The 17,007-nt window shown below is 41.4% G+C and carries 13 protein-coding genes and 1 tRNA gene; 4 read left to right on the top strand and 10 right to left on the bottom strand.

All coding sequences use genetic code 11. The annotated features are described in order from the left end of the window. Positions 1-44 precede the first annotated feature (44 nt). Positions 45-635, bottom strand: a complete 591-nt coding sequence (locus G630_RS0103000) for a TetR/AcrR family transcriptional regulator (RefSeq protein WP_022760587.1) — start codon at positions 633-635, stop codon at positions 45-47. A gap of 40 nt (positions 636-675) precedes the next feature. After that, positions 676-1,143, bottom strand: coding sequence for a hypothetical protein (locus tag G630_RS0103005; protein ID WP_026497717.1), 468 nt, complete (start codon positions 1,141-1,143; stop codon positions 676-678). A 157-nt stretch (positions 1,144-1,300) separates the two neighbouring features. On the opposite strand from G630_RS0103005, the gene G630_RS0103010 reads away from it, so the two are divergent. The 3 genes from G630_RS0103010 (at position 1,301) to G630_RS0103020 (ending at position 3,682) form a co-directional block, all read left to right on the top strand. Further along, positions 1,301-1,843: a VanZ family protein gene (locus G630_RS0103010; protein WP_022760585.1), complete on the top strand. Its 543-nt coding sequence runs from the start codon at positions 1,301-1,303 to the stop codon at positions 1,841-1,843. Positions 1,844-1,866: 23 nt separating this feature from the next. Further along, positions 1,867-3,486: an alpha-amylase family glycosyl hydrolase gene (locus tag G630_RS20495; protein ID WP_049946062.1), complete on the top strand. Its 1,620-nt coding sequence runs from the start codon at positions 1,867-1,869 to the stop codon at positions 3,484-3,486. 124 nt (positions 3,487-3,610) lie between these two features. Then, positions 3,611-3,682: transfer RNA gene (locus tag G630_RS0103020), tRNA-Trp, on the top strand. Between the two features lie 100 nt (positions 3,683-3,782). On the opposite strand, the gene G630_RS0103025 is transcribed toward G630_RS0103020, so the two are convergent. The 4 genes from G630_RS0103025 to G630_RS0103040 form a co-directional block, all read right to left on the bottom strand. Further along, entirely contained in the window at positions 3,783-4,352 is a 570-nt protein-coding gene (locus G630_RS0103025; protein WP_026497718.1) for a hypothetical protein, read from the bottom strand. Between the two features lie 75 nt (positions 4,353-4,427). Further along, positions 4,428-7,400, bottom strand: a complete 2,973-nt coding sequence (locus tag G630_RS0103030; protein WP_026497719.1) for a glycosyl hydrolase 115 family protein — start codon at positions 7,398-7,400, stop codon at positions 4,428-4,430. A gap of 100 nt (positions 7,401-7,500) precedes the next feature. Next, complete coding sequence (locus tag G630_RS20500; RefSeq protein ID WP_242829889.1) at positions 7,501-9,399, bottom strand: ABC transporter ATP-binding protein; 1,899 nt, start codon at positions 9,397-9,399, stop codon at positions 7,501-7,503. Then, on the bottom strand, positions 9,320-11,881 hold the full coding sequence (locus G630_RS0103040) for an ABC transporter ATP-binding protein (protein ID WP_242829890.1): 2,562 nt from the start codon (positions 11,879-11,881) through the stop codon (positions 9,320-9,322). Before G630_RS0103040 ends, G630_RS20500 begins: the two co-directional genes overlap by 80 nt. Before the next feature lie 128 nt (positions 11,882-12,009). Here G630_RS0103040 and G630_RS0103045 point away from each other — a divergent pair, with 128 nt between their 5' ends. Beyond that, on the top strand, positions 12,010-12,702 hold the full coding sequence (locus tag G630_RS0103045) for a PilZ domain-containing protein (RefSeq protein WP_022760579.1): 693 nt from the start codon (positions 12,010-12,012) through the stop codon (positions 12,700-12,702). A gap of 59 nt (positions 12,703-12,761) precedes the next feature. On the opposite strand, the gene G630_RS0103050 is transcribed toward G630_RS0103045, so the two are convergent. The 4 genes from G630_RS0103050 to G630_RS0103065 form a co-directional block, all read right to left on the bottom strand. Beyond that, the gene (locus G630_RS0103050; RefSeq protein WP_026497721.1) at positions 12,762-13,061 is read right to left on the bottom strand and encodes a hypothetical protein; all 300 of its coding nucleotides are present in this window, start codon (positions 13,059-13,061) and stop codon (positions 12,762-12,764) included. A 370-nt stretch (positions 13,062-13,431) separates the two neighbouring features. Further along, complete coding sequence (locus G630_RS0103055; RefSeq protein ID WP_022760577.1) at positions 13,432-15,297, bottom strand: C1 family peptidase; 1,866 nt, start codon at positions 15,295-15,297, stop codon at positions 13,432-13,434. Next, positions 15,294-15,839, bottom strand: a complete 546-nt coding sequence (locus tag G630_RS0103060) for an NUDIX domain-containing protein (protein ID WP_022760576.1) — start codon at positions 15,837-15,839, stop codon at positions 15,294-15,296. The genes G630_RS0103055 and G630_RS0103060 overlap by 4 nt, the downstream gene beginning before the upstream one ends. Before the next feature lie 57 nt (positions 15,840-15,896). After that, entirely contained in the window at positions 15,897-16,982 is a 1,086-nt protein-coding gene (locus G630_RS0103065; protein WP_026497722.1) for an acyltransferase, read from the bottom strand. Positions 16,983-17,007: the final 25 nt, after the last annotated feature.

Consider the following 17,007-nt stretch of genomic DNA (forward strand, 5'->3'; position numbering starts at 1 on the left):
GAAGACTATTTTTATATCAAAAAATCAGTGTCGAAAAACACTGATTAATTATCTGCGGGCACTAAGCCCTCCAATATATATAACAATTCGCGGTCAACCGCGGACTCGCTAACACCAATAGTTTTAGCGGATACTTTAAGACCCTCAACCACATACATAAGGTTGCGGGCACATCCATACGGATCAGCACAGAAAAACTCGCCTGAACGTATTCCGTTTTCAATTAAAGCCTGAACAATCTGAACTCCGGTATCGAACTGTTTACGAAGCGGATTGTCAGAGGCGGGAATATCCCTGTTTGCAAAATATTCATAAGTGGCAATAACAAGGCTGTTCTTCTTTCGAAGAATTTCCTTTTTCTGCTCTTTCAAGAAAAGAGCCAGCATATCGCCGGCAGTAGCGTCATTATTCAACGCTTTTGAAATAGCTTCCTCATCCTCATCCGCTGTCTCTTCAGACAATACGGCAAGGAAGATTTCTTCAGTGGACGAGAAATAGAGATAAAGCCCTCCACGACTGATGTCACAAGCTTCTACGACATCCTTCATGGTGACATTTTTAAATCCCTTTTCCGCGAATACTTCGCGAGCTTTTTCCAGAATGTATTTTCTTTTCTGAGCAGATTTCTCACCCATTAGTAAAACTCCTGAAATCAAAAGTTAGTTCATAATCTTCTTAATACGACATTGTACCCCAGAAGTGTATGAGATCATCCATCTTGTAAACAACAGCATAGAGGACTCCGGTATAAACACCCTCGGCCCACACGGTTCCCTTGGTCTGACCCTCAAGAATGTATCTTGAGAGAATTCCTGCAAGGTCATCCATGTCTGTGATCTCAGCATCTTCTATAAATAGAAGTTCATCCTTATATGTATGGAGATGATTTCTTGTATAGACATATGTATAGTTGCGATTCATCATCTTCGTCTGCTGTGCCTGTTTTACAAAGCTCAGAAGATTTGAATCATAGACAGGAAACGGCATTGATTTGGATAATTCGCTGTTGGAGTAACTCTCTGCAACCTGCTGCTTGGTATGCTCCTTAAGCCATGTTATGTAAGGTGCAAGGCTCGCAACATCATCCTTATATCTTGAAATGATATCTTCTACGCTGTTCTCGCCGTCTTTTCCTTCAAACATATCTCTGCCCCCTCGGATTCAATATATTAAGAAAATTTATCTCAATGAATTATAACATAAGAAAGAAAAAAATATATATGGAAATTTGTTCAAAGAATAGTTTTGCTGTATACTTGTTCCTAACCAATTTTCACAGATAGAAAAAGGAATATAAAATATGAAATATTTTCTTCTATATATAAAGCAGACGCTGCGCTTTGTTTTAAAGCCCCTGTCGTTTCTGCCTGCAATTGTAATGATGTGCCTGATTTTTAATTTTTCTGACCAAAATGCCGATGCAAGCTCAGCTCTTAGCTACAAAGTCGGGGTTGAGGTTTTGAACGTAACCAATGATGTTCTAGATAAGGGATGGACTGATGCCCATATTTCAGAGCTAAGTACCACATATCAGTATTATATAAGGAAGCTTGCTCATTTTTCGGAATATATGCTTCTTGCTATTACGGTTGCTTTTCCGCTCTATGTCTATGGGCTTAGGGGATTTCCACTTGTTATTATTGCCGGTGCAATATGCGTAGGCTACGCCTGCCTCGATGAATACCACCAGTCATTCATCGCCGGCCGCTCCCCTCAGAAGAAGGACATCATTATCGACAGTTGCGGCGTGCTTGCCGGAGTCATAATTACAAGAATTGTCGGCTGGACAGGGCGTATGACCATTTTCAGGCCACTGTCGAACCACAAGGAAGTCAGGGAGTAAAATCAACAGGGGGAGAAAACAGTATGAAAAAATATTCCAAAAGACTCAAATATATAAGTCTTGTCTCTACACTTTGCTTAATGGCAAGCACTTCTGCATGTGGAAATAAAAAAGAAAGTACCACCATCGATGATAACTATCGCACCACTTACGAGATCTTCGTGTACTCCTTTTGTGACAGCGATGGTGATGGAATCGGGGATCTGAAGGGTGTGATCAACAAGCTTGATTACATAAATGACGGAGATGATTCTACAGCTGAAGATCTTGGTTGTAATCAGATATGGCTTATGCCGGTTTGTCCATCTCCAACATATCATAAATATGATGTGACCGATTACTGTGACATCGATCCCGAGTATGGAACCATTGATGATTACAAACAGCTCATTGAAGAATCTCACAAGCGCGGAATCCGTGTTATCAATGACATGGTTATGAATCATACCTCTTCTCAGCACCCATGGTTTAAAGAAGCTTGCGATTATCTGAAGAATCTGCCTGAAGGTGCAGAGCCCGATTCTGCGGAATGTCCCTACTTTGACTACTATAATTTCTCAAAAGAGTCTGCAACAGGTTATGAGAAGCTTGCAGGTACCGACTGGTACTACGAGTGCAGATTCTGGTCAGAGATGCCTGATCTAAATCTTGATAACGAAAAGGTAAGACAGGAATTTGCTGATATCGCAAAGTTCTGGCTTGATCTTGGCTGCGATGGTTTCCGAATGGACGCTGTTACTTCATATACAACTGATGATACCGATACAAGCACCGCGCAGCTAAAGGAATTTGTCAGTGCCGTAAAATCTATAAATCCCGATGCTTATATCGTCGGTGAAGCCTGGACAAATTCTTCTACCTACTCCAAGTATTATGCCAGCGGCATTGATTCACTTTTTGATTTCGATTTTTCAGGAAGTGAAGGGGCTATAGCAAAATGTGCCAAGAGTAAGCTGAAGCCTGCCAAATATGTGCAGCAGCAGATCGATGGAGATGAGCTTTTTTCATCATATTCCGAGAACTACGTTAACGCTCCCTTCTACACCAATCATGATATGGCAAGGAGTGCCGGATATTTTATAGGAAAAAATGCCGAGGAAAGCACCAAGCTAGCCGGAGCGCTGAATCTCCTTATGAGCGGTAACGCCTTCATATACTATGGTGAAGAGCTTGGAATGAAGGGTTCCGGAAAAGATGAGAACAAGCGCGCTCCCATGCAGTGGGGCGAATCGGGTTCTGAAGGCATGACCAAAGGTCCTTCCGGTATGGATAAAATCGAGATGACCTATGGTACCCTTGAAGATCAGAAAAATGATGAGTCTTCTATTTACAATTACTATAAAAAAGCAATCAGAATAAGGAATGCTTATCCTGCAATAGCACGTGGGAAGTGCGCTATCCTTGATCAGCTTTGCGGCGATCGCTGTGCTGTATGGACAAAAGAAATATCAGATACAGACTCTGTTATTCTTATTGCTTTGAATAACGGTAAAGAGCCGCTTCAGATCGATTTAGCCAAAAGTGATGATGCTGATGGCTTCAAGACTCTTGGAGCATCTCTTTCAACCGGTGGCGAAGACGCAGTACTGGATGGGAACACCCTTACTCTTCCTGCCTTTTCATTCGCGGTTTTGACAAAGTAAAGCCCTAAAAAGCGCGTAGTAACAGCACACTATTTTTAAGATGTAAAAAGTTCAAAAAACATGTTTACATCACCATATTACTGTGATATAATTTCATTCGTTGGCGACATAAAGCGCCAAGGATAGGGGAATCATACAATGGCTAGTATTGCGGTCTCCAAAACCGTTCATGCGGGTTCGAATCCTGCTTCCCCTGCTCAAAACAAAACCGCTTAATCATAATGGTTAAGCGGTTTTATTGTTTATAAAAATGATATAGGTGTCAAAAGTATCTTTTGACACCTATATCATAGTAATTATTTACTTACCTTGAAATTAAATGTAACGTGCTTCGCAAGAATTGCCAAAGTGTCGAAGAAGATATATACTGTATCACCGGCATTAAGACTTACTGTCTGCTTTCTTGTCTTAGGGAACCGCTTGTTGCCTGATCTGCTTGCAAAATAGCCTTCACCGGGAGCGTTGGTCTTGATATTTTCGTAAGAAGTAAGTCCATCAACACCATCAGCCTGCTGCTTGTATAAAGTGTAGAATCCATTTGCATAGCTGCCATTGGGTGTACTTAATTTAGATAATGTGAATGTATAATCCTTTGTAGCAGGAGCTGTGAATTTTACATATGATAAACCTCTATGATTCTTTTGCTTGAGCTTGAATTTGTAGCTCTTGCCTGCTTTAATCTCAGTTGCACATGAATTAGCAACGCTTACTGTGAGGTTACCGGCATCATTCTTGATTGACTTTAATGTCTTTACCTTTGTTTTAGCTTCAACACTTAAAGGATTGGCTAAAACAAGTGCCGCAATAAGTGCGAGTGCCAAAAATCTTTTTGCGACAGCACTAACTTTTAAAAAATGATTTTTCATACTTTTTCCCTCCGGATATAATATTTAAATGATTATTTCTTAGCTTTTGCTTTTACAAGGCTTACTGAGTAGAACTCATTGTCGATATAAATATGTTTTCGGAAGTATAACATCCTCTCTGCAAAGTACCAGCTTGTCGAATACTGCGCCGGCATCTCCTGCATAGAGCGCGATAGTATTTATCCCCTTATGAAGGCTTACCTTAACACTTTTTGTATGCTCGTGTGAAAGGACGTCGTCGCACCACTGCCTGCATGGAAAATCTGTAAAATAGCCATCTTTCAAGGCGTTTTCGATTATAATTTCAGATTCATTTACTGCGTAGCCAAACTTAAGGAGTCCCCCTTTTACTATGGGATTAGTCATGGCAAGATGGAAATCCAATGTATAAACACCATCATCTTCGACAAGTACATTGTATTTCACCAAAGGAGCCTTTCCATCAAGGATTTCCTTTTTATCAAAATTTGAAGTCGAAGGGAATACCTTGATTGCAGGCTTGCCGCTCTTTCCAAGATAATCCACTACCTTAAAGCCAGCTCCGCGCACATCTTTTTTCTCATGAAAACACTCAGCATTTACTGTGATGATTCCACATTTTTCCATATAGAGGTTTTCTCTACTATAACCATCAGGGTAGTTCTCCTTGTCAGCTTTAAAAATGATGTCCACATCAGTAAAAGTGCCATCATCAAAGCTAATCTTCACCTTGGCTTTTGCCTCGATTTTTCCGGTTATCAGCTCTCCCCTTTTTGCAAAACATACAGTTTTCCTTCCGTCACTTGAAGTGCCGTTATCGTCTTCTGCTATGAGATTTGCCACTCTGCTTCGCGAAACTTCTACTCTTCCCTTAGCATTCTTGCAAATAAGCCAATCAATATCATTCTCAATTTCATAAACATAGCTCACATCACCTCTACTGTCAATATCAAGAAAGACTTCCGTAGTTTCAGGTCTTGTAAATCCGTAGCTTACAGGTGCAGGCGGGCACTGCCAATGAGCACCATAGTTTACTATCTTTTCCCCCCTGAATGACACTGCTGCCTTAGGCCCGTGAATTGGCGAAACAACCGATACCGTAGGGTATGTCCAGTTATATGCATCCCAGCTTCTGAAATTAGTGTGATCAGAGCTCATCATATGTTTCCACTTGCAGTCATTAAACTCATGGAACTCATTAACATATCGGATATCCTCCTCGATCCTTTTCCTGACAGACTCAGCATAATGATTTGCATAGACGCAGCCTCTAAGAGCAAGCTCTCTATTCATACCTGCTTCAACATTCATAAGCACATTGTTAAGGCTTGCTGCAGCCTGATAATAAATCATACTCCTGTATGCAGTAAGTGCTTCATCTCTAAGCTCTCTATTTAATCTGTCAGCAGTATCAAGTATATCCCTTGCATCTCTCCAGACTCTGTCTCCCTCCATGAAGTTCACGGGATGATATACATCCGGATTCATAGTCTCCGGCGTTCTCTGCGCATTGAATCTCGTATAACCCTCGAGCACCTTAGCGATATCTTTTTTCTGCTCATCGCTAACACCGGGAAATTGCCTGTTAATCCAACCATAGACATACTCCTCTATCTTATTAACAGACTTTTCACCATATTTTTCATAGTCATATGCCATATCCATGAAAAATGAAAGCGGATACTCATTGAGCTTAAGGTCGCCCACATTCACAATCCACATCTGCCTCACTCCTGATTCGTAAGCAAGGCTCATCTGTTCCCAGGTCTTAGTCAGTCTCGTACAATTGACCCATTCATAGCTGACAGGAGCGCCATGATAATCAAAATGATAATACATTCCAAATCCGCCCGGATGATTTCTTGTATCATCTGTAGGAAGTGCCCGAACATGACCGTGATTATCATCACTAAGTAAAAAGATGACATCCTTAAGCTCATCCCAGTCCTTTAGTCCCTCGGTGTACTCATCACCAAAATAGTAGTCCTCTACCTCTTTGTAGATAGCGAGCATCCTTGGCACCATTGAAATATCCTCATTCACATTTCTTCTGATAAGGTCATCCTGAGTCTTAATAGCCTTCTTTATAACCCTGATATTATCTGAAAGTGTAGCATCCTCAGGCATGAGCTTTGAGTCCGCCTCACCGCGCATACCTATGGTAATCACATTTTCGAATGCCTTATTCCTGTTTATTCCGTCCTCCCAGAACTTTGTAATGCCCTCTTCATTTGATAAAAAGCTCCAGGTGTTATCGTCACTGTATTTTTTATACTGCTGCTGCCACTCGTTACCTGCTCTGCACATAGGCTCATGATGAGACAGCCCCATCACTACGCCAAGCTTATCTGCAAGTTCAGCGCTAAGAAGCCCCGGACCATCCTCCGAGAAATTGGAATTCCACATGGCAGGCCACATGTAATTGCCCTTCAGCCTTAGAAGGAGTTCAAATATCTTCCTATAGCACTTTGCATTCACATCGCCGAATTTCTCTGTAGCCCAGTTTCCAAAGGCAGGCCACTCATCATTAATAAAAAATCCTCGATATCTAACAGAAGGCTCCTTGGATACAATTTCTTTATCAAGCTTTAGGATTATCTCGTTCTTTTTAAGTGGTGTCACATCTCCAAAATAAATCAGCGGAGATACTCCGCACATCTCAGAAAGTCTGAACATTCCGTAGATGGTTCCGCGTTTATCACTTCCTGCAATCACGAGCATCTGCTTTACATGACCATTCTCAGGGAAAGGTTCATCAACAAGTGATATCTTATAGACTTCACGTTTACCTTCTATGTCCTTTGTCGTTATCTTTCCAAGGGACTCAAGCCTGTCAAGAACCGGGCTGTGTCCACAGGTAGCCATGAGAATGATATTTTCACATGAACTTTCAGAAACGTTTTCTGCCTGCATGTCCAATATGCCCCGGATAATCTCAGGCATTATACCGGTCACACTCTGTATGTCCTCTGCGACAGTTTTTCCTATTAGTTTAATCCCTTCAAAGCTCTCCTCTTCGATAAGAAAAGTGGCAGGTATATTGTTACTAAATATAGTGAATTTATCCATATTTATAATTATCCCCTCATACGTCTGCTACGCTGACACCTTCCCCACTAGGGGAAGGCTTTAATTAACTTCACATCCTTCCCAAGGGGAAGGCATGATTTTAGAGTGCTGCTCTGACTTCCATCTCCTCATACTGTCTGGAGAAGAGCTGGTGATAATAACCACCGATATTCTTCATAAGTTCCTTATGTGTTCCGCGTTCAATTATCTTTCCGTCTCTTACAACAAGTATAAAATCTGCATCAACTACTGTTGATAATCTATGGGCAATCATAAAGGATGTTCTGCCTTTAATAACAACCGATATGGCATCCTGTATGGCTTTCTCTGTCACGGTGTCAATGGAAGAAGTAGCTTCATCGAGTACCAGTATCCTGGGATCTGCAAGAATAGCTCTTGCAAAGGACAAGAGCTGCTTTTCACCAGTCGATAGCATATCTCCGCCCTCTCCGACATCACTATCAAGGCCTTTCTCCATCCTGTTTACAATTTTATCAGCAGATACCAGCCTGAGTGCTTCCCATATCTCCTCATCAGTCGCATTCGGATTGCCATATTTCAGATTTTCTCTGACACTTCCCGAGAAAAGATGCGGTGTCTGCAAAACATAGCCGATGTTACTGTGAAGCCACAGCTGCGATCTCTCTCTTGCATCCCTTCCGTCTATAAGCACCTGTCCTGAGGTAGGCTCAAAAAATCTGCAAACGAGGTTTACAAGTGTGGACTTGCCTGCTCCGGTCTCGCCGACAATAGCTACGTTACTTCCCTGCGGAACCTTCAGATTAAAATGCTCCAGCACATACTCGGTTCCGTCGGGATAATGGAAGGATACATCCTTGAACTCTACGTCTCCCACCAGTTCTTCCCAGTTTTCCTTCCTTGGATTAAAGGTGTCTCCGTACTTCCTTACAACATCAGGAGAATCCGCAACATCAGACTCTGTGTTAAGTAGTCTTGTAAGTCTCTCCACATTAACCTGAACAGCAATAAGTTCGGAAATCGTAACGATTATGTTCTGTATAGGTTCAAGTATTCCAAGCGCATAGGACAGGAAAACCGAAAGCGTTCCTATTTCCATAACGCCCTCCATCGTAATCATACCACCTCTCCAAAGCACAAGCGCAAGGGCACAGGACGAAAGCATTGTTACCGAGGCCGTAAACATTGCAGAAAAGTGCGTCGCATGAACTGCGTTTTTTCTATACTTCTCTGTATCCTCCATGAAATCTTCCTGAATCTTCTTTTCAACAACAAGTGTTTTTATTGCCTTGGCACCTGTAATACCCTCATTGAAATTACCTGTTATTGTTGAATTCAGCTCTCGTATTTTCCTATTAAGCACTATCAAATGCTTTTGGAAATAAATAACAAGCACTATTGCAATCGGAACAAGTGCAAGAACATACAGCGCAAGTCTTACATTAACCGTGAGCATAACTATAAATACGAATAGTATGTAACTGCCGTTCCAGACTATGTCCATCATTCTCCAGGCGCACATCATACCGATCTTACCGGTATCACTCATTACCCTGGCATGAATATAGCCGACATTGTTCTGGTTGAAGTAGGAAAAGGACAGCTCCTGCAGATGGTTAAATGCTGCATTTCTAAGATCCCTGTCCACAGACATCTCTATTTCCCCGCACATATACGCACTGGTAAAGTCCATAATCAGCTTAAGTACAAGAATAACAGCGTAAACAAAAGCAAAGATGCCTATTCCTTTAATCGTTCCCCTGGCAACGAAATTATTTAGTGCATACCTGTTAAAAAGCGGTACAACCGAATCCACCAGACTTACCATACTCCCCAGAAAGACCATTACTGCCATCTTTGGCAGATAAGGTTTCAAAAAAGGCATAAGTCTTGGTATTCCAAACCATGGAAGCCTGGTGACGGTTTTATTGGTATCATTTTCAGGCAATACCTTCACCTCCTCCCTGAATCTGTATGTCATAAATTCTGCGGTAAAGGCCATTCTCTGCAAGAAGCTCATCGTGAGTTCCTTCCTCTACAACCTTTCCGTGACTAAGTACAATTATTCGATCCGCATGCATTAGCGTAGTTATTCTGTGGGAAATGATGATAGTTGTAGCCATTCCCGCGTGTTTATCGAGAGCTGCCCTTATCTTGGCATCCGTCTCCGTATCAACAGCTGAAAGCGAATCATCAAAGATCATAATCGGCGGGTTAGTAATGAGCATCTGCGCTATCGCAGTCCTCTGCTTCTGTCCGCCTGAAAGGGTTACTCCACGCTCTCCTACGAAGGTATCGTAGCCCTCATCGAAATTTTTAATGGTGTCATCAAGCGACGCCATCTTAGCAGCTTTTCTGACATCCTCCATCTTAGCTGACTTACTGGTAATTCCGATGTTTTCAAAAAGCGTTCTCGAAAACAGGAATGGCTCCTGAAGCACGAAACCGATGTTTTCCCTTAAGTAATGCATCTTGATTTTGCGAATATCGACTCCGCCTATAGTAATGCTTCCACCATTCTCCGGAAGGTTGTAGAGTCTGTCAAGAAGGTACATAAGTGTCGATTTTCCGGAACCCGTTCCTCCAAGCACACCCACAGTCTTCCCTGCTTCAACCTTAAAGCTGACGTCCTTAAGAATCTCTGCTGTCCCGTTTTCATAAGTAAAGCTCACATGATTAAACTCTATATCCTTGTTAAGCGGTGGTTCTCCGGCATCCTCGTCATCCTTCTCCACCTCGGAGTTCATGATATAACGAAGCCTGTCAATGGAAACGCCGGCCTTACTCATCTCGGATATAACACGCCCCAGAAGTCGCACAGGCCAAGAAATCATAGCATTGTATGCAACGAATGCTATGAGCTCACCCACTGTAATTCGCCCCTGGACGCAGAATACAGAACCCATCACAAGTACCGTCATACCCTGAAAGCCTGATATCAGATCATTTGATGTCCAGAAGGCTGCCAGCAACTTCATAAGGTGAACCCACATATTAGTATATTCTGTGTTCTTTTTCTCAAAGCGCTCACGCTCGAACTTCTCACGTCCAAACGCTCTTACCACTCTGACTCCGGTCAGGTTCTCCTGCGCTATAGCTGAGAGCTTTCCCTCCTCGATATCCGCATTTTCAAAGGCACTTCCGATCCTGTTATGAAAGAAAAGAGAATACAGTACTATTACCGGAATGAATGCGGCTGAAATCAGTGAAAGCTTCACATCTATCTGAAACATGAATGTTAAACCGAGCCCTATCATGATCACAATTCTGAAAAGTGCGGTCAGCTGCTCAGAGAGAAAGTTCTTGATTGTCTCCACATCTGATGTACATCTCTGAATAATGTCACCCGTATGGTTCTCACTGTGCCATGAAAAGGGCAGATGGCTGATATGCTCAAAGAGAATATCTCTCATCCTGCATATAAGCTTTTCAGCAGCCATCGAGTTGAGCAGCTTATTGAGATACCTGAAAACAGCACATAGAAATGCTATGATAACTACAATAAGAGCCATCATAGCTATATGCGCCCTTAGATACTCCTTTCCACCTGTGAAATCGACTATCATCTGCATATAAAACGGCATGCGGGAATTTGAATCCCCGATTAGATAATCGACCGTATACTGTATGATTTTAGGATTAACCATATCAAGAAAAGCCACCATTATCGAAAAGATGACTTCTGAAAGGAATAATGCTTTACACCCTTCTAAAAAATACAGGACCAGTGATGTTTTAGTAGTAAATCTTTCGTCGGTATTTTTCATAGTCCTCCGATCTATATGGGCTGTGGAAGGGCGAATACAGACAATAGCCAATGGCACGGCATTGGCCCCAAGATTATCTATCGCTTCCGCAAGGCTTGAATAGGCCCCCTGACGTGAGTAGCCGCCTCCCTTTGCCCTGAAATAATTGTTGTGTATATAGAAGCCGTCAGCCTCTTTCGAGATATTTACTGTATGAAGCTGATCTTTGATATTATTTACATTCCAGTAAAATGTCACGATAAAAGTACGATATCTCTCGCCAAAGGAATTGATATCCTCCTTTTTTCTTGTGGTAAGCTTTTTTACTTCAAAGCCCCTGCTCCTAAAAAATTTGCACGGCGCTGACGGAGTAATTCCAAAGCCACCCTTAAGTGCAATCCCTTTTTGTTCGAAATATCTTATAAGATAAGGTATAGTATCGCTCTTATCGCCGAGACTCCTAAGTGCATTGTAGGTTGCTATTATTTCACAGCCCGAGTAAGACATATCTGATTTTTTATGAGTACCAAATAAGACACCTGTCCACTCCGACTGGTTCTCTATGTGCCCGGTATTCTTAAGAAAACGTTCTGCATGCTCCGAAAACAGCCTGCTGTTTTCCCGGAAATGAAGTTCTCTTATCCGTTTCTTTACAGGTCCCGAAAAGAATGCAATAATGGAAAAAAGAGCCAGAACTACTGAATTGGGCACAAATTTAGGAATTATTTTTTCATATAGTTTATTAGTTTTTGGCATTTACTTTCACCACGGCTTAATTTTTTTGTGAAAACTCACTTTACATTTGTGTTTTCCCATTGTTTAATATATAAGGTTGCAATTATTCATGTACAAATAAACATTTTATTCAAACGTATGAGGGCGCTATGAATATCACTGCTTTAGCTCAAGGAACAGAACTCACCGTGAGCACACTAATCGATAATATGCCGGTAAACATTAAGACGAAAGCCATCTCGGTTATGGATGACTCACTTCTGGTCGGTCCGCTTAAATATCACGGACAACCCATACCCGCTGCTACTCAGGCTACAGCAATAGCTAAGATGCCTTCCGGTATTTCTATAAATTTCCATCTTGAGTCAGTTATTCCGTATGAAAACTGGAATGATACGTATTATCTTCTAAAGGGAACCGAAGCGATATCCGATGCAGATAATCAGAGAAAAGCTGAAAGATATGTAATAAATGCCCTCAGCAAAGCAGTTATAAATCATGTGACTACAACAAGCGCTATTATCTATGATATTTCTATTCGCGGTTTATCACTTCTTCTCGGAAAATCCGCCACAGCAAAAGCCGGTGACACAATAAGGCTTACCTTTAAGCCAGCCGGTTATACAAAAGCTTTTGAGATGAACCTTACAGTTGTACGAAATTTCAAAATCGGGACCTACGATGCAGTAGGCTGTAAGATGCGTGGTATCGACAGTCAGCTTATGACCTACATCCTCTCTGTTAAAAAGCAGAAAGATGAGATCAAAAGAGCTCAGTCTCTTTCAATGGTTACCGTTCATGATGAATCTGCTCAGGATGAAGCGAATGCTGTGGTTCAGTAATAGGTATAAAAAAGGAGTTGCCTTAATTATAAGTCAACTCCTTATTTTTATCATCAGTCTCAACCTGCTGCAGGTACCATCTCGTCCATAACTTCTGAATTATCTATATTCTCATTTGATATAAGCTCATCCGTCTTACGTGGAGCGCGAACTCCGAAGCTTCCTTCGTATCGCTGTTCCTTCAGTATCTTACGGATAGCCTGAAGATCCTTGCTCATATCCTCGCGTCTCTTACAAACGACTGTCGGAACACTTCCGTTTCCCATCTCAACCATATAGCCGGCTTCAGAAAGGATTCTCTGAATCTTCAATTTATCTGTGGTACGAATCTCTGCAGGTGTCTTATCTTCTCTCCCCACTACAAACCTCCTATGAATCACAATTAGCAGAATTTGTGTTTAAATCATTTCCTACCACAAAATATAGCACATTCAAAATAACATTGCAAGAATCGGTATTTCTTTAACAAACTAAAAATCCCATAAATTCTGGGCTTTTTCTGAATTTGACTACGCTAATCCGTTAATTTTTATTTCTGCTTCACACATTACAGATATAGTTTATAAACATAATATTTTTACTTTATGAACCGTCCATATTTTGGCAACATATTTATCTTAATATAAACACATCAGAGATGAAGAACATCTTCTGAACCCCAAAAACTTTTTTCATACAACATGGCCATGCGACTCCCCATCGCATGGTCACCTCCCATTAATGGGGATTTTATTTTGTAATCAAATCTGTATTTCTTATTTTCTTTGTGTATATCTTCACAAAGAAGTCTCTTTCATCTTGCCTGAGCATGTAATTGCCGGTTCTATCGACCAGATAGCTGTGACCGCTTGCCGTGTTCACTGTATGTATTGATCCCAGATTGTTATGCCACTCATCCTTATGCTGCTCAGTTGTGTAATCCATGGCCTTTTCATAGACGAGGTACTGCTCCTTACCGGGTTTTATAACCAGAATATACTTTTTGTCTTTTTGTACCTCTATCTTTTCAGTTAAAGAAAACGTGTGATATCCTCCGGTAATCGATTTGCAATCCATTGTTATGATTGGGCTTCCGAGCACACTAATACTGTAATAATCTGCATTTGAACCATCTGCTTCTCCCGGAAGCTCGTAGATGCTTGCAGTATCATTTGAAAGAGTACTCATCGTAAAGTATCCGAAGGCTGAAAGTTCCTCATCACTTTCCGGTGAAAAGACAATTCCATACTCCGCGTTATTTTTATCAAACATGTAAACTACGTTTTCCTGGTCGATTATCGGATCCTTGATATGTGTCAAAAAACCTGCATACTGATAATTCGTATCATACCAGTTATCATCTTCCGGCATTGCACAATCATACGCAGCAACATTGTTATTACACAAGATACTGTCCTCGTAGGACAGATAAAAGTAACCTGATGCCCCGTATTTGGTACCCCAGCTGTTCCTGCAGATAAAAGCGCCATTCTCTGAAGGTTTTGTAATGAAGTTTGCAGCAGGGTAGTCGTCATTCCAACCTACTATTAGTACTTCATGATCGGCATAATTTCCGTTTCCGTACTTTTTATAATCGTACAGCGCAACCTTTTTGCCTGTCCAATAGTCATCATCAGCGCAAATACTGGCCGTCACGCTTCCGTGCTTTACTATCAGCCTTTTAATAAGTTCCCTGTTCTTTTCTGTAGCCGGAACTTCCATGACATTTTGGACATGGCAAACGGCATTCCCATACGCATCAGTAGGTACATCAGCATTTTGCGTATAAAAATCATTCTGACCTCTGAGAACATGTATTGAATTCATATTTTCATCCACAACAGGGCCTTTCCAGGCTGTCAAAATACTAAGGCAATAGTCAGTAACACCTCCAACGGATAAATAGCCGGTGTCATACTTGCTTAAAAAACCATCACCCTCTTCATAAACAAATTCGCGATAGTCTTCGTCGATGCCACCGCCTGCAGAGCCTTCGGCTTTATGCATGTTATAGTATGCTCCGTGCTTCTCCGATAGGTTAAGCGAATCTGTCTCAAGATCCTCATGCTTCTTTAGAAGATTGCTTTCCACAGCCCCGAGCGCCGCAAAATTCCAACAAAGTGCAGTATCACCCTGATTCCTTACAGCTGTTATATAATCCCTGTTATCAGTTTTATCGGAAGTATAAAAACTCGGCAATTCCGTATCGTCCGATATCGATTCATAGTCTGTTTCTGTCCCATCTGCAGCGGTTATAAGGTCCTCATCAGCATCATCAATAACAATTGCTTCGCTCACCTCAAGTTCTTTGATATCAATCGGTTGTAATTCTTCAATATCGACTTCTTCGCCGTTTGCTTCACCGGTTTCTTCCTGAGCATCATCACTTGCAGAAATATCATCTGTTTTACTTTCAGAAAGCGCAGGCTTGGTATCCTCATCCACTTGAGTTATTGCTCTTGCGAGCTCAGAAGGATGCTCACCCTCCGGTATCTTCTCAAAGAGTTCCGGAGGATCTTCGTTTTCCTCACTATTTGCGCATGCACAGATCGCACATGTAAACAATACCGTCACTGTAAGCCTTATCACAGTGACGGCTATTTTGTTTTTCGTCATCCTATACCCCTGATAAGTTTTAAAGCATCACGAAGGATCTCTTCGTGATCGAATGCAAGGTCCTTTGAATAAAAAACATTATCACCGCAGGAAAGCTTTACTCCTTCCGCAGTATCCTCAATCTTATACCATCCGGTGGCATCAGCATCGTCACCCGCTATAGGCTTTACCTTATTTTCATCAACCTCTGCAAGAAACGCAATAGAAATTGTCCAATCCCTGGGGTCTCTCCCGGGCTTACTGTAGACTCCGACAAGCTCAAGGTCGCTTGGAGCCATTTTTACAGCAGTTTCTTCCTCAAGTTCTCTCGAAGCCGTTTCTTCTATACTCTCCCCGGCCTGGGTAAATCCTCCCGGAAGTGCCCACATGCCTATGCATGGATGGTTTCCCCTCTTTACAAGAAGCAGTTTTCTATTATCAGGATCATTTGTTATTATACAAATATCAGACGTAACAGATGGTTTTTTCCACTTGTCCGGATTGTAATCCTTTAAATATTCCTCTTCTGTTAATCCGTTTTTATCTTTAAATAAATCGCTCATAGTATCCTCCCCAAATGGCTGATTGAAGCCATATTATCATTATTTTAAATTCATTTGCTATACTGTAAAACGTCTGTTTCGATACCATTTTTCAGATATCATCTTATATATCGGACGCTTTATAAACAAATAAAGGATATAACATATATAACTAAATACATATATGCCTATGATACTGCCTATAATATGAAGTATGAGCAGCGGGGTGTCACCTCCCGCAAATCTCTTAGCATCCAAAAAGCCTACAAGTCTGAGATTTAAAATATAGACAGTAAAGGTTCCTCCGGCTATGGCATTTATTATACGATTGTTCGTTATCTTTATTTTTCTGAACATCATGAATAAAAGCGCTGCCTGGGAAATAATAAGCGGATTGTTATAGTTCCAGGCTATCGTATCATAGATGTTCTTTCCTGCCCTTATTCCATCAGCATAGCTCCAGGCTACCGTCACCAGGATACTCAGAATATACCAGAATAACAGATGTCCAACCGTCGGAACATGCTTTTCATCCATATCCCGAATTCCAGCTCCAATCAGATAGACAAGCGCAAAGTTTACAATTGTATATCCTGCCTGAGCTCCATCAATTCCAATAGTACTGCTTCCGGCAAGCTGTCTGCCTGACCAGTATTTTAAAATATCAATCACTGTTGGATAAACCGAAAACAAAACAAATGATATTCCGATAAGAAGCTTTCTTCCGGAAACATCAAGTTTCTCCCAGGCAATATTGATGAACGGCGAAATAAAATAGAGCGCCACAAACACATACACAAACCAGTTGCCTGAAAAAATATATTCAAACAAGTCGTCAATTGAAGAGCTTTGATGTAAAAAGACGCGCTTTGCCAAAACAGTAATCAGCGCAAAAACAATCACCTGCATTACAAGGCTAAGAGGTTTAATGCCATCACGCTTATTAACTTTACACATGAAATAACCGGTGATCAGAACAAATACATTTACAGCACAAATGCTAAAGGTCTCGAGTAAAACAAGAATAAACTGATTTATGCTGCCATCAGCAGCTCCTGCAAAGCCTCCGTTTTTCATACTGTTATAATGCAGCATTATTACCCCACAGGCTGACAATATTCTCAGAAGCTCTATATTTGATTCACGAAGTGGTCTCTGACTCATATATCCCCCAAATTATTAAAGCTAT

Origin of the sequence: Butyrivibrio sp. WCD2001 (assembly GCF_000424485.1) — a bacterium.
Taxonomy (GTDB): domain Bacteria; phylum Bacillota; class Clostridia; order Lachnospirales; family Lachnospiraceae; genus Butyrivibrio.

Excerpts from the sequence above, each read along its gene's own strand:
- G630_RS0103000 (WP_022760587.1), bottom strand. The coding sequence starts at position 635 with ATGGGTGAGAAATCTGCTCAGAAAAGAAAATACATTCTGGAAAAAGCT.
- G630_RS0103005 (WP_026497717.1), bottom strand. The coding sequence starts at position 1,143 with ATGTTTGAAGGAAAAGACGGCGAGAACAGCGTAGAAGATATCATTTCA.
- G630_RS0103010 (WP_022760585.1), top strand. The coding sequence starts at position 1,301 with ATGAAATATTTTCTTCTATATATAAAGCAGACGCTGCGCTTTGTTTTA.
- G630_RS20495 (WP_049946062.1), top strand. The coding sequence starts at position 1,867 with ATGAAAAAATATTCCAAAAGACTCAAATATATAAGTCTTGTCTCTACA.
- G630_RS0103025 (WP_026497718.1), bottom strand. The coding sequence starts at position 4,352 with ATGAAAAATCATTTTTTAAAAGTTAGTGCTGTCGCAAAAAGATTTTTG.
- G630_RS0103030 (WP_026497719.1), bottom strand. The coding sequence starts at position 7,400 with ATGGATAAATTCACTATATTTAGTAACAATATACCTGCCACTTTTCTT.
- G630_RS20500 (WP_242829889.1), bottom strand. The coding sequence starts at position 9,399 with ATGAGCTTCTTGCAGAGAATGGCCTTTACCGCAGAATTTATGACATAC.
- G630_RS0103040 (WP_242829890.1), bottom strand. The coding sequence starts at position 11,881 with ATGCCAAAAACTAATAAACTATATGAAAAAATAATTCCTAAATTTGTG.
- G630_RS0103045 (WP_022760579.1), top strand. The coding sequence starts at position 12,010 with ATGAATATCACTGCTTTAGCTCAAGGAACAGAACTCACCGTGAGCACA.
- G630_RS0103055 (WP_022760577.1), bottom strand. The coding sequence starts at position 15,297 with ATGACGAAAAACAAAATAGCCGTCACTGTGATAAGGCTTACAGTGACG.
- G630_RS0103060 (WP_022760576.1), bottom strand. The coding sequence starts at position 15,839 with ATGAGCGATTTATTTAAAGATAAAAACGGATTAACAGAAGAGGAATAT.
- G630_RS0103065 (WP_026497722.1), bottom strand. The coding sequence starts at position 16,982 with ATGAGTCAGAGACCACTTCGTGAATCAAATATAGAGCTTCTGAGAATA.